At 51.3% G+C, this 24945-nt stretch carries 24 protein-coding genes; 5 read left to right on the plus strand and 19 right to left on the minus strand.

Annotated features, from left to right (window positions below; all coding sequences use genetic code 11):
- Positions 1 to 57: 57 nt before the first annotated feature.
- From AB7038_RS02435 to AB7038_RS02455, 5 genes are all read right to left on the minus strand, one after another.
- Positions 58 to 729: a DedA family protein gene (locus tag AB7038_RS02435; RefSeq protein WP_368888845.1), complete on the minus strand. Its 672-nt coding sequence runs from the start codon at positions 727 to 729 to the stop codon at positions 58 to 60.
- Between the two features lie 45 nt (positions 730 to 774).
- Positions 775 to 1596, minus strand: coding sequence for a tRNA pseudouridine(38-40) synthase TruA (gene truA, locus AB7038_RS02440; protein ID WP_369452680.1), 822 nt, complete (start codon positions 1594 to 1596; stop codon positions 775 to 777).
- Positions 1596 to 2606 carry an aspartate-semialdehyde dehydrogenase gene (locus AB7038_RS02445; protein ID WP_108656800.1) on the minus strand — a complete coding sequence of 337 codons (1011 nt, stop codon included), beginning with the start codon at positions 2604 to 2606 and terminating at the stop codon, positions 1596 to 1598. The genes truA and AB7038_RS02445 overlap by 1 nt, the downstream gene beginning before the upstream one ends.
- A 73-nt stretch (positions 2607 to 2679) precedes the next feature.
- A complete protein-coding gene (pdxB, locus tag AB7038_RS02450; protein ID WP_369452681.1) occupies positions 2680 to 3810 on the minus strand; it encodes a 4-phosphoerythronate dehydrogenase PdxB in 1131 nt (376 codons plus the stop codon).
- A gap of 144 nt (positions 3811 to 3954) precedes the next feature.
- On the minus strand, positions 3955 to 4731 hold the full coding sequence (locus AB7038_RS02455; RefSeq protein ID WP_004239847.1) for an AraC family transcriptional regulator: 777 nt from the start codon (positions 4729 to 4731) through the stop codon (positions 3955 to 3957).
- 101 nt (positions 4732 to 4832) lie between these two features.
- Here AB7038_RS02455 and AB7038_RS02460 point away from each other — a divergent pair, with 101 nt between their 5' ends.
- Positions 4833 to 5762 carry a DMT family transporter gene (locus tag AB7038_RS02460; protein ID WP_369452682.1) on the plus strand — a complete coding sequence of 310 codons (930 nt, stop codon included), beginning with the start codon at positions 4833 to 4835 and terminating at the stop codon, positions 5760 to 5762.
- Between the two features lie 628 nt (positions 5763 to 6390).
- Here the strand turns inward: AB7038_RS02460 and AB7038_RS02465 are convergent.
- The 3 genes from AB7038_RS02465 to fabB all read right to left on the minus strand — a co-directional run bounded on the left by AB7038_RS02465 (position 6391) and on the right by fabB (position 9127).
- A complete protein-coding gene (locus AB7038_RS02465) occupies positions 6391 to 7434 on the minus strand; it encodes a colicin-like pore-forming protein (RefSeq protein ID WP_369452683.1) in 1044 nt (347 codons plus the stop codon).
- A gap of 90 nt (positions 7435 to 7524) precedes the next feature.
- Positions 7525 to 7794 (minus strand): DUF3811 domain-containing protein, encoded by a 270-nt coding sequence (locus AB7038_RS02470; RefSeq protein ID WP_045138115.1) that lies wholly within the window; start codon positions 7792 to 7794, stop codon positions 7525 to 7527.
- 118 nt (positions 7795 to 7912) lie between these two features.
- Positions 7913 to 9127: a beta-ketoacyl-ACP synthase I gene (gene fabB, locus AB7038_RS02475; RefSeq protein WP_368888850.1), complete on the minus strand. Its 1215-nt coding sequence runs from the start codon at positions 9125 to 9127 to the stop codon at positions 7913 to 7915.
- A gap of 195 nt (positions 9128 to 9322) precedes the next feature.
- Between fabB and mnmC the strand changes: the two genes are divergently transcribed.
- Both mnmC and glsA read left to right on the plus strand, forming a co-directional pair.
- Entirely contained in the window at positions 9323 to 11350 is a 2028-nt protein-coding gene (mnmC, locus tag AB7038_RS02480) for a bifunctional tRNA (5-methylaminomethyl-2-thiouridine)(34)-methyltransferase MnmD/FAD-dependent 5-carboxymethylaminomethyl-2-thiouridine(34) oxidoreductase MnmC (protein ID WP_369452684.1), read from the plus strand.
- Positions 11351 to 11594: 244 nt separating this feature from the next.
- Positions 11595 to 12602: a glutaminase A gene (gene glsA, locus AB7038_RS02485; RefSeq protein ID WP_349418210.1), complete on the plus strand. Its 1008-nt coding sequence runs from the start codon at positions 11595 to 11597 to the stop codon at positions 12600 to 12602.
- Between the two features lie 96 nt (positions 12603 to 12698).
- On the opposite strand, the gene AB7038_RS02490 is transcribed toward glsA, so the two are convergent.
- From AB7038_RS02490 to prmB, 7 genes are all read right to left on the minus strand, one after another.
- The gene (locus tag AB7038_RS02490; RefSeq protein WP_004239841.1) at positions 12699 to 12962 is read right to left on the minus strand and encodes a hypothetical protein; all 264 of its coding nucleotides are present in this window, start codon (positions 12960 to 12962) and stop codon (positions 12699 to 12701) included.
- Between the two features lie 390 nt (positions 12963 to 13352).
- Positions 13353 to 13880, minus strand: coding sequence for a GNAT family N-acetyltransferase (locus AB7038_RS02495; RefSeq protein WP_369452685.1), 528 nt, complete (start codon positions 13878 to 13880; stop codon positions 13353 to 13355).
- Complete coding sequence (locus AB7038_RS02500; RefSeq protein WP_072868673.1) at positions 13877 to 14158, minus strand: YfcL family protein; 282 nt, start codon at positions 14156 to 14158, stop codon at positions 13877 to 13879. Before AB7038_RS02500 ends, AB7038_RS02495 begins: the two co-directional genes overlap by 4 nt.
- Before the next feature lie 36 nt (positions 14159 to 14194).
- Positions 14195 to 14746: an elongation factor P hydroxylase gene (locus AB7038_RS02505; protein ID WP_072868676.1), complete on the minus strand. Its 552-nt coding sequence runs from the start codon at positions 14744 to 14746 to the stop codon at positions 14195 to 14197.
- Positions 14747 to 14771: 25 nt separating this feature from the next.
- Complete coding sequence (locus tag AB7038_RS02510; protein WP_025154917.1) at positions 14772 to 15572, minus strand: sulfite exporter TauE/SafE family protein; 801 nt, start codon at positions 15570 to 15572, stop codon at positions 14772 to 14774.
- A 52-nt stretch (positions 15573 to 15624) separates the two neighbouring features.
- Positions 15625 to 16713, minus strand: coding sequence for a chorismate synthase (gene aroC, locus AB7038_RS02515; RefSeq protein WP_368888855.1), 1089 nt, complete (start codon positions 16711 to 16713; stop codon positions 15625 to 15627).
- A gap of 79 nt (positions 16714 to 16792) precedes the next feature.
- A complete protein-coding gene (gene prmB / locus AB7038_RS02520) occupies positions 16793 to 17722 on the minus strand; it encodes a 50S ribosomal protein L3 N(5)-glutamine methyltransferase (protein ID WP_025154915.1) in 930 nt (309 codons plus the stop codon).
- Between the two features lie 194 nt (positions 17723 to 17916).
- On the opposite strand from prmB, the gene smrB reads away from it, so the two are divergent.
- Positions 17917 to 18462 (plus strand): endonuclease SmrB, encoded by a 546-nt coding sequence (gene smrB / locus AB7038_RS02525; protein WP_072868677.1) that lies wholly within the window; start codon positions 17917 to 17919, stop codon positions 18460 to 18462.
- On the opposite strand, the gene sixA is transcribed toward smrB, so the two are convergent.
- From sixA to AB7038_RS02545, 4 genes are all read right to left on the minus strand, one after another.
- Positions 18463 to 18933, minus strand: coding sequence for a phosphohistidine phosphatase SixA (gene sixA / locus AB7038_RS02530; RefSeq protein WP_369452686.1), 471 nt, complete (start codon positions 18931 to 18933; stop codon positions 18463 to 18465).
- Positions 18934 to 19178: 245 nt separating this feature from the next.
- Positions 19179 to 21332, minus strand: coding sequence for a fatty acid oxidation complex subunit alpha FadJ (fadJ, locus tag AB7038_RS02535; RefSeq protein ID WP_369452687.1), 2154 nt, complete (start codon positions 21330 to 21332; stop codon positions 19179 to 19181).
- Positions 21333 to 21344: 12 nt separating this feature from the next.
- On the minus strand, positions 21345 to 22637 hold the full coding sequence (gene fadI, locus AB7038_RS02540) for an acetyl-CoA C-acyltransferase FadI (protein WP_369452688.1): 1293 nt from the start codon (positions 22635 to 22637) through the stop codon (positions 21345 to 21347).
- Positions 22638 to 22848: 211 nt separating this feature from the next.
- Positions 22849 to 23145, minus strand: a complete 297-nt coding sequence (locus tag AB7038_RS02545) for a YfcZ/YiiS family protein (protein WP_025154911.1) — start codon at positions 23143 to 23145, stop codon at positions 22849 to 22851.
- 338 nt (positions 23146 to 23483) lie between these two features.
- Between AB7038_RS02545 and fadL the strand changes: the two genes are divergently transcribed.
- Positions 23484 to 24881 carry a long-chain fatty acid transporter FadL gene (gene fadL / locus AB7038_RS02550; protein ID WP_369452689.1) on the plus strand — a complete coding sequence of 466 codons (1398 nt, stop codon included), beginning with the start codon at positions 23484 to 23486 and terminating at the stop codon, positions 24879 to 24881.
- Positions 24882 to 24945: the final 64 nt, after the last annotated feature.

Consider the following 24945-nt stretch of genomic DNA (forward strand, 5'->3'; position numbering starts at 1 on the left):
TATCTGCCATTAAACCACATTGCTTATGCACTGTGGATAAAAAACTGCTCAAACCACTCAGGCGTCATCACGTTTCTGTGCTTTTTTCGCCGCACGGCGGTGACGCCATACCTCGATAATACCGGGCAGCATGGAGATGAAAATAATCGCCACGATAAGTAATTTCAAGTTCTTCTGTACAATCTCGGTTTCCCCGAAGATATACCCGGCATAGGCAAATAATACCACCCATACAATTGCACCGATAACGTTAAACATCGCAAAATGGCGGTAGGACATTTTACTCATACCGGCCACAAACGGGGCAAATGTCCGCACGATCGGAACAAATCGCGCCAGAATAATCGCTTTACCACCATGGGTTTCGAAGAACGCATGGGTCTTGCGCAGATAGCTCTGACGAAAGATTTTTGAGTCCGGATTGCGGAAAAGCCGCTCCCCGAAAAAGTGCCCGATAGTATAGTTAACCGCATCACCGATAATTGCCGCTGCAATCATCAGCAGCACCATGATATGAATATTCAGGTCGTTAGTCGGCAGTGCCGCCAGTGTCCCGGCCACAAACAGCAACGAGTCTCCCGGCAGGAACGGCGTGACCACAAGCCCGGTCTCACAGAACAGGATCAGGAATAAAATCGCATAAACCCAGATTCCGTATGCCGCGACCATCTCCTGCATATGCAAATCAATGTGCAGAATAAAATCAATCAGAAATTTAATATATTCCATATTTCACCCCGCCGGATGCAGGCTTCTGCTTCTCCGGCTAATAAATTAATCTGCCAGGAAAAGCGGCCCCATCGCCGGTGACGGCAGGGCAAATTCTTCCGGGTAATCCACAGAAACCAGATACAAACCTTCCGCCGGTGCTGTCGCCGGTGCCAGTGTCCGATCTTTCAGTGCCAGCAGTTCCGCCATCCGGCTGACCGGTAAATTACCGCAGCCGACCTCCAGCAGAGCGCCGGTGATATTGCGCACCATATGATGCACAAAAGCATTGGCTTTGATATCCACAATCACATACTGCCCCTGACGGGTGACGTTCACATGCATTACATTACGCCACGGGCTTCTGGACTGACACTGCGCCGCGCGGAAAGAGGAGAAATCATTCTCCCCCAGCAGGCTCTGTGCCGCTTCATGCATCCGCTTTTCATCCAGCGGATAATGAAAGTGGGTCACACCCTTACTGAGAATAGCCGGACGAAAGCGGTGATTGAAAATCACATAGCGGTAACGCCGCGCTGTGGCACTGAACCGGGCGTGGAAACTCTCCGGCACGGTTTTGACCCAGCGCACCGCGATATCCGGCGGCAGATGAGTATTCACGCCCATCGTCCAGGCCGCATCTTTACGGACAGCTGCCGTATGAAAATGCACCACCTGGCCGGTGGCATGCACCCCGGCATCGGTCCGGCCGGCACAGAAAACCGAGATCGGCTCTGCGGCCACTTTTGACAGGGCTTTTTCCAGACAGCCCTGCACACTCGCGACTTCTGACTGACGCTGCCAGCCGTAATAGCGGCTGCCATCATATTCAATACCCAGCGCGATCGTGGTTTTACCCTCTTCCGCCGGCAAAATCACCGCTGACATCAGTAAAACTGCTCCTGCGTCAGACGTTCGGCAATTTCGACTGCCATCAGTGCGCCGCCGAACTGAACGTTATCCGCCACTGACCAGAAATGCAGAATTTCCGGGATACCGTAATCATTACGCAGACAACCAATATTCAGCAGATGATTGCCGGAGGCATCTGTCACCTGAGTCGGAAACTCCTGCTCGTCAGAGAGCTGAATATCCTCTGCCCGTTCCAGTTCATCACGGGCTTCCTCACTGCCGAGCGGGCGCAGTGTTTCCAGCTGCACGATCTGCGCGTTGCCGTAAAACACCGGGGACTGCACACAGCTCACGCTGATCGGCAGACCGGCATCCTGCAGGACTTTGCGGGTTTCTTCCGCGATACGACGCTCTTCTGACACACTGCCCTGCTCATCGGTCAGCAACGGCAGCAGATTAAACGCCAGCTGTTTACTGAAACGACCGGCTTCCGGCGGGATACCGTTAAGGAGTTTTGCACACTCCCCGGCCAGCTCTTCCACCGCACTTTTCCCGAAACGGGAAACAGAGAACAGGTTGGTCAGATTGATACGGGATAACCCGGCGCTTTCCACCAGCGGACGGATAGCAGTCAGTAACTGACTGACGGTGCTGTCTGCCAGCGCAATCAGGTTACGGTTACGGTATTCGCTCAGTGCCTGCGGGTTCACCGACGGCACCACCAGCGGCACGTCAGGCTCCAGCGCAAACAGGCCGCTGCTGTCAATCACAATACAGCCGCTGTCTGTCGCCGCTTCATAATACGCAGCGGTGGCTTCCGCACCGGCCATGAAAAAGGCCAGCTGCACCTGTGACCAGTCAAAATCACGGGCTTCGGTAACCAGATAGCTTTTGCCGTTCATGCGCACCGATTCTCCCGCGCTGCGCTCCCCGGCCAGTAAATACAACTCTCCCACCGGAAATTCACGCTCTTCCAGTAATGACACCACGGCGCTGCCGACAGCACCGGTCGCACCCAATACGGCAATATTCCAGCCTTCTGACATAGTTATCTCCGGAACAAAGACTGCACCGCGTCAGCGCGGTACAGTCAGAAAAAGAATGATGAAAAAAATGATTTTATGCGCGGTATTCTGCCGTGAAACCCAGGTCAGACAACAGCGCCGCACTCTGTGCATCATCACAAATAACAGTCAGTGATGACCACTCGCGGCGATCCGGGTAAAACTTACGCAGTTTATCAAACTCACCCGGCACACCGGCCACCACGCGTAATGCCGCATCATCACGGCGGACATCATAAACCAGATGCATTAAACGTTTGAGAATACTTTGCGTTACTTTACCTGACAGTGTGATACAGCCGAATTCCGGTGCCGGTAACAGTTCGCTCAGCGCAACCTGCTGCGGTTGTCCGGTAAATTCCGCAAAGGCTTCAAAGACCTGCGTAGTACCACGCGCCTTGCCTTCCAGGGTATAACCGGCAATATGCGGCGTACCGATATCCGCCAGTGAAAGCAGTTCAGTTGACAGATCCGGCTCCGGTTCCCACACATCCAGTACCACACTCAGCGGCTTGCCGCCTGCCAGTACTGATAACAGCGCCCGGTTATCCACCACCGCACCACGGCTGGCGTTGATCAGAATGCCGTTGTCTTTCATGGCATTGAGACGGGTTTCATCCATCAGATGCAGTGTGGTGTACGGCCCGGATTTATTCAGCGGGGTATGGAATGTCAGGATATCAGCCTGTGCCACCAGGGTATCGATATCATAAAATTCCCCGGCATCGCCGTTATCCGCACGCGGCGGGTCACAGATAAGAATATTAACACCCAGTGCTTCCAGACGCTTCGCCAGACGGCCGCCGACATTCCCGGCACCGATAATCCCGACGGTTTTATCCGTCAGCTGAAAACTGTCGCGCTCCGCCAGCAGCATCAGGGCGGAAAAGACATATTCCACCACAGCAATCGCGTTACAACCCGGTGCGGAGGAGAAACCAATTCCCTGCTCTGCCAGCCAGGCTTTATCCACATGGTCAAAACCGGCGGTTGCGGTTCCGGTGAATTTCACCGGGGTATTTTCCAGCAGCTGTGCATTCACTTTCGTGACAGAACGCACCATCAGTGCGTCAGCATCATCCAGCACCCCGTCCGGTAACGGACGTCCCGGCACCGCCACCACGTCCCCGAGACGGGAAAACAGGGTTTCGGCGTAAGGCATATTCTCATCTACAACGATTTTCACGGGCTTCACCTTCATACTGTCGGCGGCCGGCGGAGACCTGTCGGTGCGGCGGCACAACCGGAATTGAAACGGATGGCCGCTATTTTGCCACTTCTGCGGGATAAAACCTACGCCCGGAACACCGATTGTTGCTAAAGAGAGCAATTAAGGCTGATGACGAAAGCGTTCCGGCGTGACACCGGCCAGCTGGGAAAACATGGCAATAAAGGCGGAGGATGAGCTGTAACCCACATCCAGCGCGACATTCTGCACGCTGCGGCCTTCCTGTAATAACGCCACCGCCCGCAAAAAACGCAGGCGCTGACGCCATTCGCTGAAAGACATTCCCAGTTTCTGCTGACAGCGTCTGGATAATGTCCGCTCTGAAGTAAAGCGCCGCGCCGCCCACTCCGCCAGCGACGTATTATCAGACGGATCGTTCTCCAGTGCACTGAGTACCGGAGCCAGCAGTTTATCATCCGTGACCGGCAGATAGGTCGGCTGACAGGGCGACAGCAGCAGTTGATCGGTCAGTACCAGCGCCAGCCGTCTGTCCGCGTCAGTTTCAGGCTCCCGGACTTTGCGGCCGAACAAATCCTGCATCACGGCACTGAACACCGGCGTCAGCTCTATCACACAGGCCATCTGCGGTAACTGCGGCGCCCACTGCGGCGAGATATCAATAATTTTGAAAGAGGCGCAGGCTTTGTTATAACTGGCATGTTCCGTTCCCGGCGGGATCCAGATACAAAAGCCGGCGGGGGCAAGATAGCGTTGTCCCTCAACGGTCATCTCCATCACACCACTGGCGACATACAGCAACTGGCCGAAGGGATGATGATGAAGGGCAAATTCCGTTTCCGAATAAAACTGTTCATGACGGCAGATTAATGTCACCGGGTCTTTCACGCCCAGTGATGAAATATCTGACTTACGGGCCATCTTGTCAGATCCTCTCTATAAATTGGCGGGATATCGTTATATAGAATAATTAAGACAGATTACACTACACCACCTGCCTGATAATGAAAATGAGTTTAAGAATGAAAAACCTGCTTTTACCCCTCGGGGCTGTATTAATCTGGTCTGTGAATGCCGTGGTGAATAAACTGGCCGCCGGTGCCATCGCCCCCGGAGCGATTTCCTTTTACCGCTGGGCACTGGCGCTCGCCGTGATGACGCCGTTCCTGATTATGCCAATCTGGCAGCAGCGCGCGGTGATCAAACAACACGCATGGAAACTGTTTATCCTCGGTTTTCTCGGCATGGGACTGTATCAGAGCCTGGCGTATTACGCGGCGTATACCGTCAGCGCTACCTTTATGGGGATTATCACCTCGCTGATCCCGCTGCTGACCGTGGTGTTAAGTATTCCGGTACTGCGGATCGCACCGACCATCGGTATTGTGCTCGGCACAATTCTCTCCCTGAGCGGCCTGACCTGGCTTATCAGCAAGGGACATCCGGCAGATTTACTGCATCAGGGGCTGGGTCAGGGTGAAATGCTGATGTTTATCGCCGGTCTGGCTTATGCTTTCTACGGCGTGCTGACCAAACGCTGGGCGATCCCGCTGTCGAGCATTCACTCGCTGTATATGCAGATTGTGTTTGGCGTACTGCTGCTGATCCCGGTCTTCCTCAGCGCCGGGGATGTGACACTGAACCGCGATAATATCGGGCTGGTATTGTATGCAGGGATTGCAGCTTCTATTTTCGCACCGCTGCTGTGGATCCTGGGCGTCACCCGGCTGGGCGCAAACGCCGCTTCTATCTTTATGAATCTGGCGCCGGTACTGACTGCCATTATCGCCGCAGTCTTCCTGAAAGAGGAACTGCACAGCTACCATATTATCGGCGGCGGCGTGGTACTGATCGGGGTCATTATGGCGCAGCGTCTGCGCACACCACTGACACAGATTATCCGCCGCAAAAGCAGGAAATCGCAGCCACAGCGATGTGAGGCCGGGGAATAGGTAAAAACAACGTCAGGGCCCGGCATTTCAGGGATAACCAACAAAAATAAAAAGCATTAATTCATTGATGAATCATATAATTTTCTTTTGTTGTTATCCCTTTTTTACTAACTTTATCAATGCGTTATTTTTACTCTGCTATTTTTTAGTATCTTTGCAATTTTTCATATCCGTCACAAAGTGACAAAACAGCATCAGTATTGATTCTTATTATCATATATGACTATGTTAAAGTCCTGTCAATGGCACACCAAACGACGGAATACCATACAGTGACTAAAAAATATTATATTCAAAATATGTGCTGGGGCTGGTTTTATACTTCTATTTTCTTTTACTATTGCTGGAATGATAATTTTAAATACAGACTGATCTTTTTGCTATTATCCATATTTGGATTTATTTTTTATCCTGTTGCAAAATGGATAACTGAATACTTTTTCCTTAAATTCACGACACCACAATTCTGGAAAAGTGGTTTTTTCATTGATACACCGGGAAGAACTGGTTTATTGGCCATATATGGTTGCTCTGTATTTTTATTATCACTGCCTATAATAATAATTTTTATTATTGCTATTCTTATAAAAAGGCTACCACAGAAATAGGCAGCCTCTGTTTTTATAAATTAAATCCCCCAAAACAGATTAGCTTTTTCAGCCAGTTCATCATCAATCAATACTCCGGTGCCGGCCATTATCAAGCCATAGCCTATAAGGCCGACGGGATTTCCCAGCAATACACTGAAGATGAATGCAACTACAACAGTCGCAGCATTCCCGGCTGCGATGACTTCGGTTTTAACAAAAAATGGCCGCCAATTATCTGTTTTTACAGATTTAATCAATTCACCAACCCAATCAAATGCATTGATTGCATGACTCAGAACTCCCATACCCTTGCTGAATTTTGTAAAATTTTTTGCGATTTCTGCTGACTTGATTGACTCTAACGCCGCGACAATAGCCCTGCGATCTTCAGAATTCATTTTCTTATTAAAGTTATTCCTATATTTTTCGTAAGCTTTCAATGCATCATCAATATCCCGGATTTTCTTCCCTTTTGCCTGCTCTGCCAGAGTACCAGCTAATTGTTCCGCCTTGTCTCCGTATACACTGAACACTTCTTTATAAAAATCTGCTGTAAATTTCACGGCTGTTTTAACCTGGCTGAACTCATCTTCTTCTTTTATTACGTCATTTTCTGCTGCTTTTATTCGTTCATCCTGTAAAACAATTTCTTTTGTTATACTCTTTCCTTTTTCCCATTCTGTTTTTATCTCACCCAGGGTTTTATCCTGCATACGCCTGTTAAGCTCACTGTTATAAAACCATGCCTCATCACTTAATCTCTTTCTTTCAGCGTCAGATTTTCTTTTTCTTGCTTCATTCAGTAAATTAATTATCTTTTCTTTTTGTAACTGAAATTTTTTCACAATAACGTTTAGTGTGGCACTTTCCAAAACATCACTTGCGTTCTTTATTTTTTCATTTACCTCAGTTATATTTTTTATTATCTCACTGATGTCTTTATTTATATCTTCTTCAAGCTTTGTTAAGTATTTTAATTTCCTTGCCGACCCTTCACGGCGTTCCTTTCTGATTTCTTCATCCACCGGATGCATCCAGCCATCATCGGCATCATCCCATACAGGATTGGGGGATGTGTTCATATCCGCAATATTCTGATCCCAGATATGCGTTATCCTGCTGCTGTCTGCCGGGATATCGTAATAAGAACTGAAATAAGTTATCCGTAAGGCTCAGCGCAATCCCCGGGTATGCGTTTTCGCTGACCAGCTGTATGTTTCTGTTCCGCTGCCGGGTTTGATTTTATCCTTTTTTTTCTGTGCTCTGACTTTGGCGGCAGCGGCATCCACTTCTTTGGAAATCTCGGTGATAATCTGATCTTTGACTTTATTCTGCTCCGCATTAGTCAGCGGACGCCCCAGTTTTTTCTGTTCCTGAGCCAGCCGGGTGCGGACACGGATTTTCTGCGGCTCAGTCATCTCTGCGATAGTCAGCTTTTTCATTCATCACCCCTGTGGCAGTAAAAAGATAAACAGTACGGTTATACCCTGACAGACTTTGCCGCAAAAGAAAATGCCCCGGTGATTAAACCGGGGCATTTATCTGATCAACAGGGCAAAATCAGTTCTGATATTTGCGCATAACCAGTGTGGCGTTGGTGCCGCCGAAGCCGAAGCTGTTGGACATCACAGTGGTCAGTTCGCGTTCGGTCGGTTCGGTGATAATCGCCATACCTTCCGCTTTCTCATCAAGGTTTTCCACGTTGATGCTCGGCGCGATAAAACCGTGCTCCAGCATCAGCAGGCTGTAGATAGCCTCGTGAACACCTGCCGCACCCAGTGAGTGACCGGTCATGGCTTTGGTCGCTGACAGTGCCGGGGTATGGTCACCGAAGACTTCACGGATAGCTTCCAGCTCTTTGGTATCACCGACCGGTGTGGATGTGCCGTGGGTATTGATGTAATCAACCGGCGTATCCAGGCCATGCATCGCCATCTGCATGCAGCGGACCGCACCTTCACCGGATGGGGCAACCATGTCCGCGCCGTCAGATGTCGCGCCGTAGCCGACCACTTCCGCGTAGATATGTGCACCGCGCGCCAGTGCGTGCTCCAGCTCTTCCACCACGACCATACCGCCGCCGCCTGCGATCACGAAGCCGTCACGGCCCTGATCATAAGTACGGGACGCTTTGTCCGGTGTTTCGTTGTATTTGGTGGACAGTGCGCCCATAGCGTCAAATTCGCAGCTCATTTCCCAGCACAGTTCTTCACCGCCACCGGCAAATACCACATCCTGTTTGCCCAGCTGGATCAGTTCCACCGCGTGGCCGATACAGTGTGCAGAGGTAGAGCAGGCAGAGCTGATTGAGTAGTTCACGCCTTTGATTTTAAACGGTGTCGCTAAGTTTGCGGACACACCGGATGCCATTGCACGCGGCACCAGGTAAGGACCGACACCACGCAGACCTTTGGCACGCATGCCGTCAGCCGCGATAGCCTGAGTGCGCGGGGAACCGCCGCCTGAACCGGCAACCACACCGGTACGGTAGTGAGACACCTGCTCTTCTGTCAGGCCGGCGTCTGCAATGGCCTGCTCCATGGAAAGATACGCATAGATAGAAGCATCACTCATGAAACGGACAGTTTTACGATCAATAAGACCGGCAGTATCCAGTTTGACGTTACCCCAAACCTGGCTGCGCATGCCGATCTCTTTAAATTCTTCTGAGAATGTGATCCCGGAACGACCTTCTCTCAAAGAAGCCAGTACTTCCTCCCGGTTATTACCGATACTTGAGATAATCCCCAGACCGGTGATTACTGCACGCTTCATTCAATACCTCTGTCATTTTAAGTAGTACGGGATTTTAGCGATACTTTAGCTTACACCTGTAAGCTGAACAAGTCCGATCAGACGTTTTTTCGCATCTTTACATACCGATGTTGTGCTGTGTCACATCCGGCATGGCAGTACAGCGCAAAGCAGAGTAAAATCAGGGAAAACTGAACAGAATCCTCAGGCCGTAACGTGAAAAAAACTGCAATTGAAACTGCACATTTAACCTGGAATGAACAGGGTACACCTGTTTCGCAACATTTTGATGACGTCTATTTTTCGAACGATGACGGGCTGGCGGAAACCCGCTATGTGTTTCTTAACGGAAACGGTTTTCCGGACAGATTTGCACACATGACCACCACGGTCTGCACTGTCGCAGAAACCGGGTTTGGTACCGGACTGAATTTTCTCACGTTATGGCATAGCTTCCGGGCGTTCAGGAACACCAATCCTACGCATCCGCTGAATCGTCTGCACTTTATCAGTTTTGAAAAATTCCCGCTGACCGTGGCTGATTTACAGGCCGCCCACCGCCACTGGCCGGAGTTCGCGGATTTCTCCTTACAGCTGTGCGCTCAGTGGCCGCAGCCGTTACCCGGTTGTCACCGTATTCAGCTGTCCGGCGGTGAAATTACCCTCGATTTATGGCTGGGAGATGTTAATGAACTGCTCCCTTCCCTCACTCATGCGCTGGACAACAAGATCGATGCCTGGTTTCTTGACGGTTTTGCGCCGTCCAAAAACCCGGATATGTGGCAGCAGTCGCTGTTTGATTTGATGATTCGTTTTTCAAAACCGGGCGGTACCTTTGCCACCTTTACCGCCGCCGGGTTTGTCCGCCGTGGTTTGCAGCAGGCCGGGTTTACCGTTGAGCGCCGTAAAGGCTTTGCACATAAGCGGGAATGCCTTGCCGGGATAAATCACCGTAAAGCAGCACCGTCCGTGACACCGTGGTTTGATCGCCATCCGGCTGCCGCCCGGCAAAAGATAGCGGTCATTGGCGGCGGGATCGCCGGAGTACTCTCTGCCCTCGCCCTGCTGCGCCGTGGTGCGGAGGTGTCCTTATATTGTGCGGATGCAGCTCTGGCACTTAATGCCTCCGGCAACCGCCAGGGCGCGCTTTATCCGCTGCTGACCGGACGGGATGATCCGCTTGAGCGCTTTTTTACCGCCGCATTCCCGTTTGCCCGCCGTACATACGATGCACTGTCAGTTCAGGGCGTGAAATACGACCATGACTGGTGCGGCGTGATCCAGCTGATGTATCACGAAAAAAGCAGTAAAAAAATCAATAACATTTCATCTGTCACATGGCCGGATGAGATGGTGCAGCGCCTGTCACGGGAACAGCTTTCTGAACTTGCCGGAACCGATGTCAATTTTGACGGCCTGCACTATCCGCAGGGTGGCTGGATCTGCCCGCAGGAACTGGTGCGCAATACCGCAGAACTGGCACAAAAAGAAGGACTTCATCTGCATTTAAACTGTGAGGTGAAAGCGCTGATCCCGGCAAAACAGGGCTGGCAGCTCCGCTTTGCGGATAACAGTACGGCAGAGGCGGATGTAGTGGTACTGGCCAACGGCCACTGCATCACACAGTTCCCGCAGACCGCTCCGCTGCCGGTCACGCCGGTGCGCGGCCAGGTCAGCCATGTGCCGTCGGTACCGGCGATTGCCGGGCTGAAAAAAGTGCTGTGTTATGAAGGCTATCTGACCCCGGTGAATCCGGCTGACGGCCTGCACTGTATTGGTGCCAGCCACCAGCGCAATGATTTGGGCACGGAATACCGCGAAGAGGAACAAACTGCCAACAAACAGCGGCTGCTCACCTCGCTGCCCGATGTCAGCTGGCCGGAGATGGTGGATATCAGCGCCGGGGAGTCCCGTCAGGGGATCCGCTGCACATTACGCGATCATCTGCCTCTGGCCGGAAATGTTCCTGATTTTGCAGAATTAACAGCGCGTTATACGCATCTGGATGAACAAAAATCATCCCCGGAAACCGTATGCAGTGTTCCGCATCTGCCTCAGCTATTTTTGCTGGCCGCACTCGGCTCACGCGGATTATGCACCGCTCCGCTGGCGGCTGAAGTGCTGGTGGCACAGATTTTCGGTGAGGCGCTTCCGCTGGATGATGAAACACTCGCAGCCATCCATCCCGCCCGTTTCCATGTCCGCAAATTACTGAAAGGCCGTCCGCTGCCGCAAAAATCATAATCCGCACCTGACCGGCCACCGGGCCGGTCTTCATCACATTATTGATATTTTTTCCGCCGGTGAAACGGAATTTCATCAGCAGACTTTATTGATCACCGCCACAAACCCGGGTCATTTTGTGTTCATTCTCACAAAAACCGGCTCAGTTCGCCTGTCAGCGGCAATTTCTCTTGCCCAATGATCAATTTACAGAAAAGTCAGTGCGCCTATACGCTTCATCCGGAAATAATAACCGGAGAAGATTATGAAGAATAAAATAGTTATAGCCTTAACCTTTTCGCTGTTTTGTTTTACCTCTGCCTACGCAAAGAACAATAATATTCCCGATAATACTGTTCGCTACGATACGATTGCTGAGCAGGCATATCAGAAATTCAAAAGCGAAAAAACCGGTGACGTGGCGGATTATATTCCGGCTCTCGCCAAATACAGCCCCGATAATTACGCCGTTGTGATTGCCACGGTAGACGGAAAAATCTACAGCGCCGGGGATAAAGATAAGCTGTTCCCGCTGGAATCCCTGTCAAAAGTCTTTACCCTCGCAATGGTGATGGATCAGCAGGGTTCAGAGGTAGTTCTGGAGAAACTGGGTGCCAATGCCACCGGGTTGCCGTTTAACTCAGGACTGGCGATTGAGCTGCGACCGGATCGCCCGCAGAACCCGCTGGTCAATGCGGGGGCTATCAGCGCAGTCAGTCTGATTAAGGCCAAAAACCCGGACGACCGCTGGCAGCAGATTATGGAGAACATGGAAGCTTATGCTGACACAAAACTGACGGTGAATGATGAAGTATACCGCTCCGAATCCGAAACCAACCAGCACAACCAGGCACTGGCGCGGCTGATGCAATCTTACGGTATGTTATACGGCAATCCGGATGAAGCGGTTGACCTTTATACCCGCCAGTGTTCTGTGGATGCCACAACGGTTGATCTGGCAAAAATGGGAGCTGTGCTGGCTAATCACGGTAAATCCCCGTACAACGGCAAACAGTTACTGAGTGCCGAAAACACCGGCAAAGTACTGGCAGAGATGGCCATTGCCGGGCTGTATGACGGTTCAGGTACCTGGTTGTATCAGGTCGGTATTCCGGCGAAAAGTGGTGTCGGCGGCGGTATTCTGGCCGTGGTTCCGGGTAAATATGCCGTGGCGGTCTATTCCCCGCCGCTGGATAAAGCAGGCAACAGCGTCAGAGCACAGGCGGCTATCCGCTATATTGCTCAGGAAACCGGCGCTGATTTGTATCAGTAATGTGACATAGAAAAAGGATCATCAGCATTGCTGCTGATGATCCGTGATCGTCTCTTCTTTATATTTATCAGTCCGCGTGACGCGATCCTGTTTCTGTCAGGCGTTCAGAGCAACCACGCTTTTCGCGCATTTATCCTCTGAACGGTACAGCGAATCTAATTCCCGTTTGGCATTAAAAATTATTAATCCGGTAAATAAAATCATACCGATGGAAGGGACTGCTCTTTCAATGACGCTCATTCCGTCAAGTTTAAACCAGAAAGAAAATAACAGTGCCAGCAAGACCACCGCAGCAACCGCTATCTTGGTGTAAATAGTCACAGCCTGTTGTGCTGCGTTTTTCGGTTGTAATTCAAACATAATCAATACCTGTGTTTTGTGGGGACGAACACATTCTGACACAACCAATGTTAATAGCAAGTTAATAGTTTATGCTATTTACTCAACATATCTGCGTAGTTGTTGACTTTATAGCAACAAAAGAGACTGTGGTCTCAGAAATAAGCATCATATTGTATATACGGAAAACGATTAAAAATCATTCTGTTGAACAGAAAAATCTATAATCTGATACAAAACTCAGCGCTGAGACATAAAAAAACGGCACTATTTTCGCCGTTAATATCACAATCACAAGTTCTTTTATTATTATCTGTTCACATGTTAATAGTTAGATAATTAACCCGCTATAAATAAAAAAGGCCACATATTAATGCGACCTTTTCTCATTACTTCCGATATTCAACTTTTTCAAAAAATCCGGTAAATCATGGAACAGCGATCACAGAATTGCAGCCCGTATTCTGCCTCTTTCAGCATAACAGCCTCAAGTGCCGGAGCGCGGGAAACATCGCACACCTCGAAACCAAGATGCTCATAATAAGGCCGGTTCCAGGCCACATCCCGGAATGTGGTCAGCGTAACTGCCGCACAGCCGCGTGCAATCGCCACATTCTGTACCCGCTCAATCAGCTGACGTCCCAGCCCCTGCCGCTGATGCGCCGCAGAGACAGAAAGCTCATCAATATGCAGCCCGGTACCGAGGTTGGAAACAAGCACAAACCCGGCCGGCTGATCCTGACTGTCCGCCACCACCCACGCATTACCGTTGGCGATATAATTGCGGAATGCCGTTTCGGAATGGCCTTCACTGTGCGCTATCCATTCATAGCCCGGCACTGCCGCAAATAACGCACCGGCAGAGGATTCAACAGCCGGTAACAATGCGGCGTCCGCCGGACGCGCCTGCCGGATGCGGTATTGCGGTTTGGTTGTCATTCCCGCTCCTGCGCGGTTTTCAGCAGGCGTTTCCAGGTTTCCAGCACCAGCACCTGATCCGGAGGTGTCAGTTCTCCGGCACTGATTGCCTGACGGATACTCTCCTCCACCCGGTTGTGAAGCGCCTCAACAGAGTGATCACCCGACTGTTCCAGTTCTGCCACCGCGAGGGTCAGATGCCCCTGCAGATAGCCGCCCGCAAACAATTCATCGTCTGTGGCATGTTCGACCATGTCATCAATCTGGGCGAGGATACGCGTTTCATAATCCGCAAGCATGTTTGTTCCTTAAAGTTCAGTCACCGGAATCGTTTGTCAGGCAAACGGATCTTCCGGCCATGGAAATTGGTCCGCAGTCAGCGGCGGCGTATTGTAGAACGATTGCAGGGCATTAATAAACCTTGCTGCACGCGGGGGTATTGAGTTCTGTGCCAGATACTCCATCACCTGCCCGTGGACAATACGCCGGAATTTGACGCGATCAGGCTCGAAATCGCCGTCAAGATTGTCACAACTGACGTTAAACGGATAACCGGCAGCCTGACAAAATAACCAGTCCAGCGCCTGTGGTTTTATTTCGACAACCTCAAATTCTGACTGCGTTTGTGCGTCCCGGCCATCCGGACAGTACCAGTAACCAAAATCGACCTGCTTTCTGCGCTCTTTCCCGGCAATGCACCAGTGCGATATTTCATGGATCGCACTGGCATAAAAGCCGTGAGCAAACACGATACGGTTATAAGGCGCTTCATCATCTGCCGGCAGATAAATCGGCTCATCGTCGCCTTTAATCAGGCGGGTATTGAAATCAGCAAAAAATTCGTTATCAAAAATTTCAATTAACTGCTGATATTGATGTGTACTCATTGATTATATGAACCACTAATAAAAATTAAAAAAGCTGAGACAGCCACGTACTGATAGTATCGCCGTGATTGTCATAAATCAGTTTGATGCTCATCAGGAAAGAGACAGTTACCAGCATCGGCCTGATCAGTTTTTGTCCGCGGCTCAGCACCATACGGGCACCGAGGCGGGCGCCGATAAGCTGTCCGCCCAGCATGGCAAAGCCCATCAGCCAGATAACATGACCGCTGAAAATAAAAAATGAGAGTGAACCGACGTTGGAGGCAAAGTTCAGCACTTTGGCGTGAGCCGTGGCTTTTGCCAGATTAAAACCGGCCAGAGTCACATACGCCAGTGCATAGAAAGAGCCCGCGCCCGGCCCGAAAACACCGTCATAGAAACCGATGCCGATACCGGCGGTACAACCGAAAGCAAACGGCATCAGGCGCTGTTTCTGGTCAGCGGCACCAATGGAGGGTGTCAGCAGGAAATAGAGGCCGATGGCAATCACCAGCAGCGGCAACAGCTGACGGAGGAATTCCGGGTTCACAAACTGCACCAGCCCGGAGCCGATAACAGCGCCAATCAGCGTCATCATTATCGGCACCCGTTGCCCCACAAGATCCACTGCTTTGCGCCGGACAAAATAGAAACTGGCAGAGAAAGAGCCGCCCACCGCCTGTAATTTGTTGGTCGCCAGTGCCTGCACCGGCGGTACGCCGACCGCCAGCAGCGCCGGGATCGTCAGTAATCCGCCGCCTCCGGCAATCGCATCAATAAACCCGGCAATCAGCGCAACAAAGAACAGCAATACATAGATTTCAACACCGAACTGAAACCATTCCATTTTTTACCTGCCAATAAAATCCCGGGCGCAATACCCGGGACGTCTGTTTAAATCATGACCAGGCCGGTAACGGCGGCGTGACGTCCGCACATTGTCCGCGGTGACGCAGAAGGTGATCGAGCAGCACAATCGCTGTCATTGCTTCGGCAATCGGCACAGCACGTATCCCGACACAGGGGTCATGACGCCCTTTGGTGATCATAGCCACCTCTTCGCCCTGCCGGTTCAGCGTATTACCGGGAACGGTAATCGATGATGTCGGTTTCAGGGCAATATGTGCGATGATTGGCTGGCCGCTGCTGATGCCGCCGAGAATACCGCCTGCGTGATTGCTGGTAAAGCCGGTCTGATAAATTTCATCCCGGTTTTCGCTGCCTTTGAGGTTAACCACACCGAATCCGTCTCCGATTTCGACGCCTTTCACCGCGTTGATGCTCATCAGCGCATGCGCCAGATCCGCATCCAGACGATCAAAGACCGGTTCACCCAGACCCGCCGGGACGTTCTCCGCCACTACCGTGACTTTCGCACCGATGGAATCTCCCTCTTTTTTCAGGCCGCGCAGTAATTCATCCAGCGCATCCAGCTGACGTTCATCAGGACAGAAAAACGGATTTTGCTCCGCCAGTGCCCAGTCGCGGATATCACATTTGATATCCCCCATCCGGGTCAGACAGGCCCGGACTGTCACACCGAATTTTTCGTGCAGATACTTTTTGGCGATAGCCCCGGCCGCCACGCGCATCGCCGTTTCACGGGCTGATGAGCGGCCGCCGCCGCGGTAATCACGAAAGCCGTACTTCTGCTCATAGGTGTAATCCGCATGCCCCGGCCGGAAGAGATCTTTGATGGCACCGTAATCCTGTGAGCGCTGATCAGTATTTTCAATCAGCAGCCCGATACTGGTTCCGGTGGTTTTTCCTTCAAACACCCCTGACAGAATTCTGACCTGATCCGGCTCACGGCGCTGCGTGGTATAGCGGGATGTGCCCGGACGGCGGCGGTCGAGATCTGCCTGCATGTCGGCCTCGGTCAGCGCCAGTCCCGGCGGTACGCCGTCAACAATACAACCCAGCGCCGGGCCGTGTGATTCACCAAAGGTGGTTACGCGAAAAAGTTCGCCGATACTGTTTCCGGCCATCGTGTTATCCTGTCTCTGATTGTATGCAAGTGAATGGTTTTAACCTGTTTTTATGTTTCTATTCCTACAGGAGGAACGGTTATTTGAAAAGTTTAAAAGCGTCATGATGTTCTGCTAATTGATCACGAGTTAACATAAAGACACCGTCACCCCCGTTTTCAAACGACAACCAGATAAACGGCACTTCCGGGAATTCGGCCATCAGATGTACCTGACTGTTACCGACTTCACAAATCAGCACCGCATCTTCCGACATATAATCCGGTGCATTGGCGAGGATCCGGCGCACCAGTTTCAGTCCGTCACTGCCCGCAGCCAGCGCCAGCTCTGGTTCCACGCGGAATTCATCCGGTAAATCACTCATATCTTCCGCATCAACATACGGCGGATTGGTGACAATCAGGTCATATTTCACCGCCGGCAGATCGTTGAACAAATCTGAACGCATCGGCACCACACGGTGAGATAAGCCATGATTCTCAATGTTCATTTCTGTGACTTCCAGCACATCGGCTGAGATGTCTGCCGCGTCCACTTCCGCATCCGGGAACTCATACGCACAGGCAATTGCGATACAACCGCTGCCGGTGCAGAGATCGAGAATCGTTTCCGGTTCAGCATCCAGCAATCCTGCAAAGTGATTGTTAATCAGCTCACCAATCGGTGAACGCGGGATCAGCACGCGCTCATCAACATAAAATTCATGACCGCAGAACCAGGAACGGTTAGTCAGGTACGGCACCGGCACCCGTTCGGTGATCCGGCGCAGTACGCGCTCCACAATGCGGTGACGCTCTGAGGAGGTCAACCGGGACTGATACAGTTCAGCGGGTAAATCCAGAGGCAGAAACAGTGTCGGCAATACCAGCTGGAGGGCTTCATCCCAGGCATTATCTGTGCCGTGGCCATAGTAAATGTTGGCCGCATTAAAACGGCTCATTGCCCAGCGCAGCATATCCTGCAGCGTGTGAAGCTCACTGACGGCTTCATCAACGTAAATTTTATCCAAAGTGCCTCCGGCGGGGTAAAACAAAATAAAATATCTGATAGCGTAGTTTGCCATGAAGTCGCTGCTAAATCAGCATATCTTGTGAAATGCGCGGCAATTTTCCGGTGACTCCCGTCAGCTGTGACCGGCAGTATAGCGTCAACATCCGTAAAAAAATCAGTTACACTATGGAAAATACTGAGTGATGAGATGTTATGAAAAAGAAGACGCCCCTGACTGATGATGACCTGAGCCTGTTTAAAGAGGCCATCAGCGGGACACGTAAAATCAGACAGGATATTGTGGTGCACCCGAAATCACGGACAAGTGTGACCAAAATTGCGCCTGAACGGCTGTTGCAGGATCAGATTGATGCCAGTTTCTATTTCTCTGATGAATATCGCCCGAACCTGGATATGGACGGCCCGGCGCGCTATCTGCGGGAAAATGCCAGCCCGTATGAGCTGAAAAAGCTGCGTCGAGGGGATTATGTACCAGAGCTGTTTTTGGATCTCCACGGACTTACTCAGCTTCAGGCCAAGCAGGAAATTGGTGCACTGATAGCTGCAGCCCGCCGCGAAAACACCTATTGTGTCTGTATTATGCACGGGCACGGCAAGCATGTACTGAAACAACAGACACCGTTATGGCTGGCACAGCACCCGGATGTGATCGCCTTTCACCAGGCCCCTAAGGAATGGGGCGGTACTGCCGCATTACTGCTTCTGATTGAGATTGCTGAAACCGCCCGGCGCGAGTAATCAGCCGATCTGTCCGGGACCGCGGTGCCAGAGCAGTGTGCCGCGTCCGTCATCATCCAGTTCAATACAGGCAACAGACGATGTTGCAAACATCGGTGCTGTTTCCTGCGGACACAACGCCGCCACCAGATAACCGACCAGCGGCAGATGCGATACCACCAGCCCCCCTTTGTGCCCCTCTTCCGCCAGAAAACGGATATAATCCGCCACGCTCTCCGCATTCCCGGAGGGCGTCAGCCCCGGCATCACCTCTTCCTGAGCCGGTAAACTCAGCGCATCACGGATTTCGGTCAGTGTCTGCTCTGCCCGCAGATACGGGCTGACCAGAACGGTATCAATCTGAACGTGCTGCCCGGCGAGCCATTTTGCCATGCAGCGGGAATCTGTTATCCCTTTTGCGGTCAGGGGCCGGACTGAATCACTGGCGGCCTGCAAAGCAGCATCGCCATGTCGCATAATAAGAACTTGCATACGTCACCGTCTGAACAGGACGGATACGGTCATGTCTGAATCCCCGGGCCGTATCACATCAAAGAATGATCTGTTTAAAATTATCGTTATTTCTGTGTCCCCGTCAGGGGAGGTGAAAGGCATTCTGCCTCAAATTAATCATAATTAAAATGATTCAGCACAGAGATAAACCTGAATTTTGTTCAGAACCTGTTCAGAAAAATAAAACAACCGCCCCGTATTCTCAGTGGCTTCACAGCACTTTATCAGTAAAAACAGCGCTTATCCGCAGCCCGTTGCTGTAATGCCTCACACGGTGTGAAGCGATCACCGTAACGGGCAGCCAGTGCCGTCAGTTTTTCTGTCATAACGACGGCTGACATACTATCCATATAGTAAAACGGTCCGCCGAGGAACGGCGGAAAACCAATACCAAACACCGCACCGATATCCCCGTCCGCCGGTGAACGGATGACCTGTTCATCCAGCGCCCTGACGGCCTCATTTAACATCATCATCAGGCAGCGCTCTGTAATTTCCTGTGATGTCAGACGCTCCTGCACGGTGATATCCAGCAGCGGGTAAATCGCTTTATCCGCCTTACGCGGTGCCTTGCGGACACAGCGTTTCCACCACGGCAGTGGGGTGTAATCATAAAATCCGCGTTTGTTTTTCCTGCCCAGGCGGTTGTCACGGAAAAGCGCCTCCAGTTGCGGCGGCAGTGCAAACCGCTCACCAAATGCGGCTTCCAGTACCGGCATAATTTTCGTGCCGACATCAATGCCCACTTCGTCCAGCAGCGCTACCGGCCCGATCGGGAAACCGAAATCAGTCAGTGCCTTATCAATTTTTTCCGGCGGTTCACCTTCAGTCAGACAACGCAGCGCTTCCGTAATATAAGGAGCCAGAATCCGGTTAACATAAAACCCCGCTTTATCACCGACCACAATCGCTGTTTTTCCCTGTCTGCGCGCCAGTTGCAGCGTGGTTGCCAGTGTCATGGCATCTGTGCCTTCATGGGGAATAATTTCCGCCAGCGGCATTTTTTCGGCCGGGCTGAAATAGTGCAGTCCGATGACTTTCTCCGGCCGTAATGCTTTGGCGGCAATATCACGGATAGGCAGTGACGACGTATTCGAGGCAAAAATAGTCTCCGGTGATGTCACTGTCTCGATCTCAGCAATCATCTGTTGTTTAAGTGCCAGGGATTCAAACACGGCTTCTGCCACAAAATCAATCCGGTGAAATCCCCGGTAATCCGTGGTGCCGGTCATGCCGCCCGCCAGTTGTGTCCGCTCCCGCGGGGAGAGTCGTCTGCGTTTAACCTGTTTGCTCAGGTGCTGCCAGAAAAAAGCCAGAGCTTTATTTGCCCCTTCCTGCGAAACATCTTTGATTCTGACCGGTAACCCCGCACGCTGACGGGTAATCGTGGCAATTCCCGCCCCCATCAGCCCGCCGCCCAGCACCGCCACATGATGCAGTTCTGCGGGTTTCACGCTATCCGGTGCCTCTTTTTTCAGTGCGGTTGAGGCAAAAAAGAGATGACGTAGTGCACCGGATACCGGAGTAACCACCAGTTTACCGAATGCAACGGCTTCGGCTTTATACCCGGCCTCCCGGCCTTTTTCAAGGCCGCACTGCACCACGTCAATAATCTGTTCAGCCGCCGGATAGTGTCCGCCGCTGCGGCGGTGAACCTGTTTGCGGGTCATACGGAAGATGATATCCCGCAGCCCCTTCATTTTTTCCAATTTCTGCCGGAAAGGTACCGGAGCCCGTTGTGCCGGGTTTGCCGACAAAGCACGGGTTACCGCGGTTTCCAGTAAAATGTCCGGCGGAACAATATCATCGGCCAGCCGAATTTTGACTGCCTGTTTTGCCCGTAACTGCCGTCCGGTCAGCATCATATCCAGTGCAGCCACCAGCCCGACCAAAGCAGGAAGACGTTGTGTACCACCGGAACCGGGTAACAGCCCCAGCTGAACTTCGGGCAGCCCGAGCCGGGTTTTATCGCTGTCAGTGACAACACGGCTGTGGCAGGCCATAGCCAGCTCAAGTCCGCCGCCGAGACAACTGCCGTGAATCGCTGCCACAACCGGCAGAGGATAGTTTTCAATCAGATTAAATAACCGCTGCCCGGATTCCGACAGTGCCTGCGCCTGTGCGGCCTCTGTGCATCCGGCGATCATATGAATGTCCGCACCGGCGATAAACATATCCGGCTTACCGGAGATAATCACCATTGCCCGTAACCCCGGAATTTGCCGGGCATCACGCAGTACGGCCTCAAACTGTGCGGCAAACTCCGCCTTCAGGGTATTCACTTTTTCACCCGGGACATCAATCGTGATGACCCCGGTGTGATCCGGACGCACAGTCAGGCGGAAGGCCGAAGGTGTTTCATCATGTTGTGTCATCATCAGTCTCCCGTCTTATTCTGTTTCCCAGATCATCGCCACGCCGAGTCCGCCCGCAGCACAGGCCGTGGTCATTGCAAAACCACCGCCCCGCCGCTGCAACTCCCGTAATGTCTGCGTCACCATCCGGGCACCGGTAGCCGCAAAAGGATGCCCGTAAGCAATTGACCCGCCGAGTACATTAAACCGCGCCGGATCCACTTCTCCCAACGCGGCTGTCCGGTTGAGTTTTTCACGGGCAAAGTCCCTGCTGGCAAAACAGTGCAGATTAGTCAGAACCTGGGCTGCAAAAGCTTCATGCATATCAATCAGTGTCAGATCAGATAATGTCAGACCAGCGCGATCAAGAGCCAGCGGTGCGGCATACGATGGTCCCAGCAGCATATCTTCCTGCACTGCATTGCCCGTGAATGCATAGCTGCGCAGGTAACCCAGCGGTGTCAGCCCGAGTTCACGTGCGCGGGTTTCAGTCATCATCAGTACGGCTGCCGCGCCGTCTGTCAGTGGTGTGCTGTTTGCCGCAGTCACCGTGCCGTGACGTTTATCAAATGCCGGTTTCAGTTGTGCATAGCTGCCGGGCAGTGAATTTTTCCGTAACGTATTATCTTCTTCACAAACCCGGCTGAACGGCGGGAAACGGGCTGTCATCACCTCATCGCGCAGGACACCCGATGTCCACGCCTGCGTGGCGGCCTGGTGTGAGTGATGGGCAAATGTATCCTGTGCCTGACGGCTGATATGGTAACGTTTTGCCATCTGTTCGGCGGTATCACCCATGCGCAGGCCGGTGGAGTATTCCGCCACCGCAGGGGCAACAGGCAGGAGATCACGCGGCCGCAGTGAGGCCAGCAACCGGAGTTTCTGCGATAATTTTCGGGCTTTACTGAGATCCAGCAATACACCCGCCAGTTTGCGCGATACACCAATAGGGAGCACAGAGGCAGAATCCGCCCCGCCTGCGACAGCTATCTGGTTTTGTCCGCACTGTATCGCCTGTGCCGCATTAGCAATAGCCTGAAAACTGGTGGCACAGGCACGGGTCACTGAATACGCATCGGTGGTCACCGGCAACCCGGTACTGAGCACAATTTCACGGGCAATATTAGGCGCGGCAGGCATTTGGATCACCTGACCGAAAACGACAAGGTCAACCAGCTCTGCCGGAAACGACTGGCGAAAAAGAAGTTCCTGCACCACCGCCCGGCCAAGTTCAACCGCCGGGATATCACGGTATACCGTGGACTGCCGTACAAACGGCGTCCGTAATCCGTCAACAATTGCAATGCGTTCTGCCTGTGCCTGCTTCATTCGTTCATCCTTACATGATGAGAGGTTATCACGAACCGCCGGTGGTCTGACCTGCTGACATTGTTAACATCGTGTTGCATTCACGCAATGTGAATAACTGAAAACTGCGAGGTGGCTCAGGGAAATAAACTTTTTATAACAAAAAGACAATAAAAAAAGGCCCCCGTATTCACCGGAGGCCTGAATTCAGTTTGCGTATTGTTCTGATGAATTAACGCAGACCCAGTTCAAAGATCAGTGTTTCAGCCTGGCAACTGAACGTGAAATCCGCTTTCAGCTCAACGCCGTCAGCCGTTTCTTTATATTCGCTGTGGATTTTGCATGGCTCAGATGCTGCTGCATTTGCTTTGGCAGTCAGTGCTGCCATCATCTGCTCAGCATCTGCTTTAGATGCAAATACGCGCTCGAAAGAAGAAGTGCAGCTTTCGTTATCAATAATCGTGCCTACATCCACACAGCAGCATGCTGCGGTTTCTTCTGCGCTGCACAGTTTTTTTTCGTCAGCCATTTCAGTCTCCCGTTAGTTAAAAATAGCCTGCAGTCTTAGTACTGAATCATACCATTTATCAAAGTAAACCATAAAAATTCAATCTATTGTTTGATCTACTCGGGCTAAAGCCACTTTTCGCCCTGAAAAAAACCACAAATGTTAAAATTTTGTAATCCAAATCGCATTTTCACATCTCAATTCGCTTATTTCAGTACAAAAAAATAACATTTCAGTGTACTGATTCTATACTCTCTCAACTGGTCTGATTTGTCATATTCACAAGCAAACATACAATCCAGCGCTACTTCTAACTACCAAAGTAGTACATAAACAAAATAAACAAGAGGGTTTTGGTCATGAACCAGAAAAACCTGTTCACTCGTTCAGCATTAGCAGTGGCAGTTTCATTAACAGCAACTCAGGCTTTTGCGGCGGGTTTTCAATTAAATGAGTATTCCACGTCTGCACTCGGACGTGCGTTTTCAGGGGAAGGTGCCGTGGCAGATGATGCCAGCGTCGGCAGCCGCAACCCGGCAGCAATGACATTATTTGATCGCCCGTCCATGTCCGCCGGTGCGATCATGATCAATCCCGCAGTAGATATCAAAGGAAAATCCCCGCTGACCGGCAACAGCACGGATGCCAAAGATATCGCACCAAATGCGGTTGTCCCGAACCTGCATTTTATTACACCAATTAATGAAAAATGGTTTTTTGGTGCCTCCGCCACATCCAACTTCGGTCTGGCGACAGAGTTCAAAGATAACTATTCGGCCGGTGCTATCGGCGGCAAAACCGATCTGATGACTGCTAACTTTAATATGGCAGGGGCTTACCGCCTGAATGACAACTTCAGTTTTGGTCTGGGATTGAATGCGGTTTACGCTGATGCGGAAATTTCGCGTCATACCGGTGAGATGGGTCCAGTGGCAGGCGGTGTACTACAAAAAATGGCTGCGCAGACACCTGATCAACTCAAAAGAGAGCGATTGCTTGCAATGGCAAAAGGTATGGCAGCAGTCCCGGCGGATTCAAATCTGGCTAAACTCAAAGGTGACGGCTGGGGCTATGGCTGGAACGCCGGTATGTTATATGAACTGGATAAAAACAATCGTTTCAGTCTGACATATCGCTCTAAAGTGACTGTGAAATTTAAAGACGGTGATTTCACCCAAAACATTCCGGGGGTGGTTGACCGTTCCACAAAAGGTAAGCTTGATCTGAATTTACCGGATATCTGGGAATTCTCCGCTTATCACCGCGTTGCACCAAAATGGGCGGTTCACTATACCTTTGCTTACACCGGCTGGGATTCATTCCAGGAGCTGAAAGCAACAGATAAAGGAAACGGCAACGTTCTGTTTGAAAAGCATGAAGGTTTCAAAAATGCCTACCGGGTGGCATTAGGTACCACTTATTATCATGACGATAACTGGACTTTCCGTGGTGGTATTGCCTTTGATGATAGCCCTGTCCCGGCAAACAACCGCTCTATCTCTATTCCGGATCAGGATCGTATCTGGTTCAGCCTGGGTTCAACCTATGCATTTAATAAAGACGCGTCTGTTGATGTTGGTGTCGCCTATATGCACGGACGTAAAGTCAATATTTCTGAACCGTTGTTATCAAAAGATCAGCTCAACACATTGGGCAGCAAAGTGCCGGGTATGGCTGATATGCAGTTACCAAACTACGAATTCAGCTCCTCCGGCAAAGCCTGGTTATACGGTGTTAACTTTAACTACAGCTTCTGATTTTCCGGTCTGAATGCATAAAAAAAGTTCTGGTCACTGACCAGAACTTTTTTATTTGTCTGCC

Origin of the sequence: Morganella morganii (assembly GCF_041099235.1) — a bacterium.
Lineage (GTDB): Bacteria > Pseudomonadota > Gammaproteobacteria > Enterobacterales > Enterobacteriaceae > Morganella > Morganella morganii_E.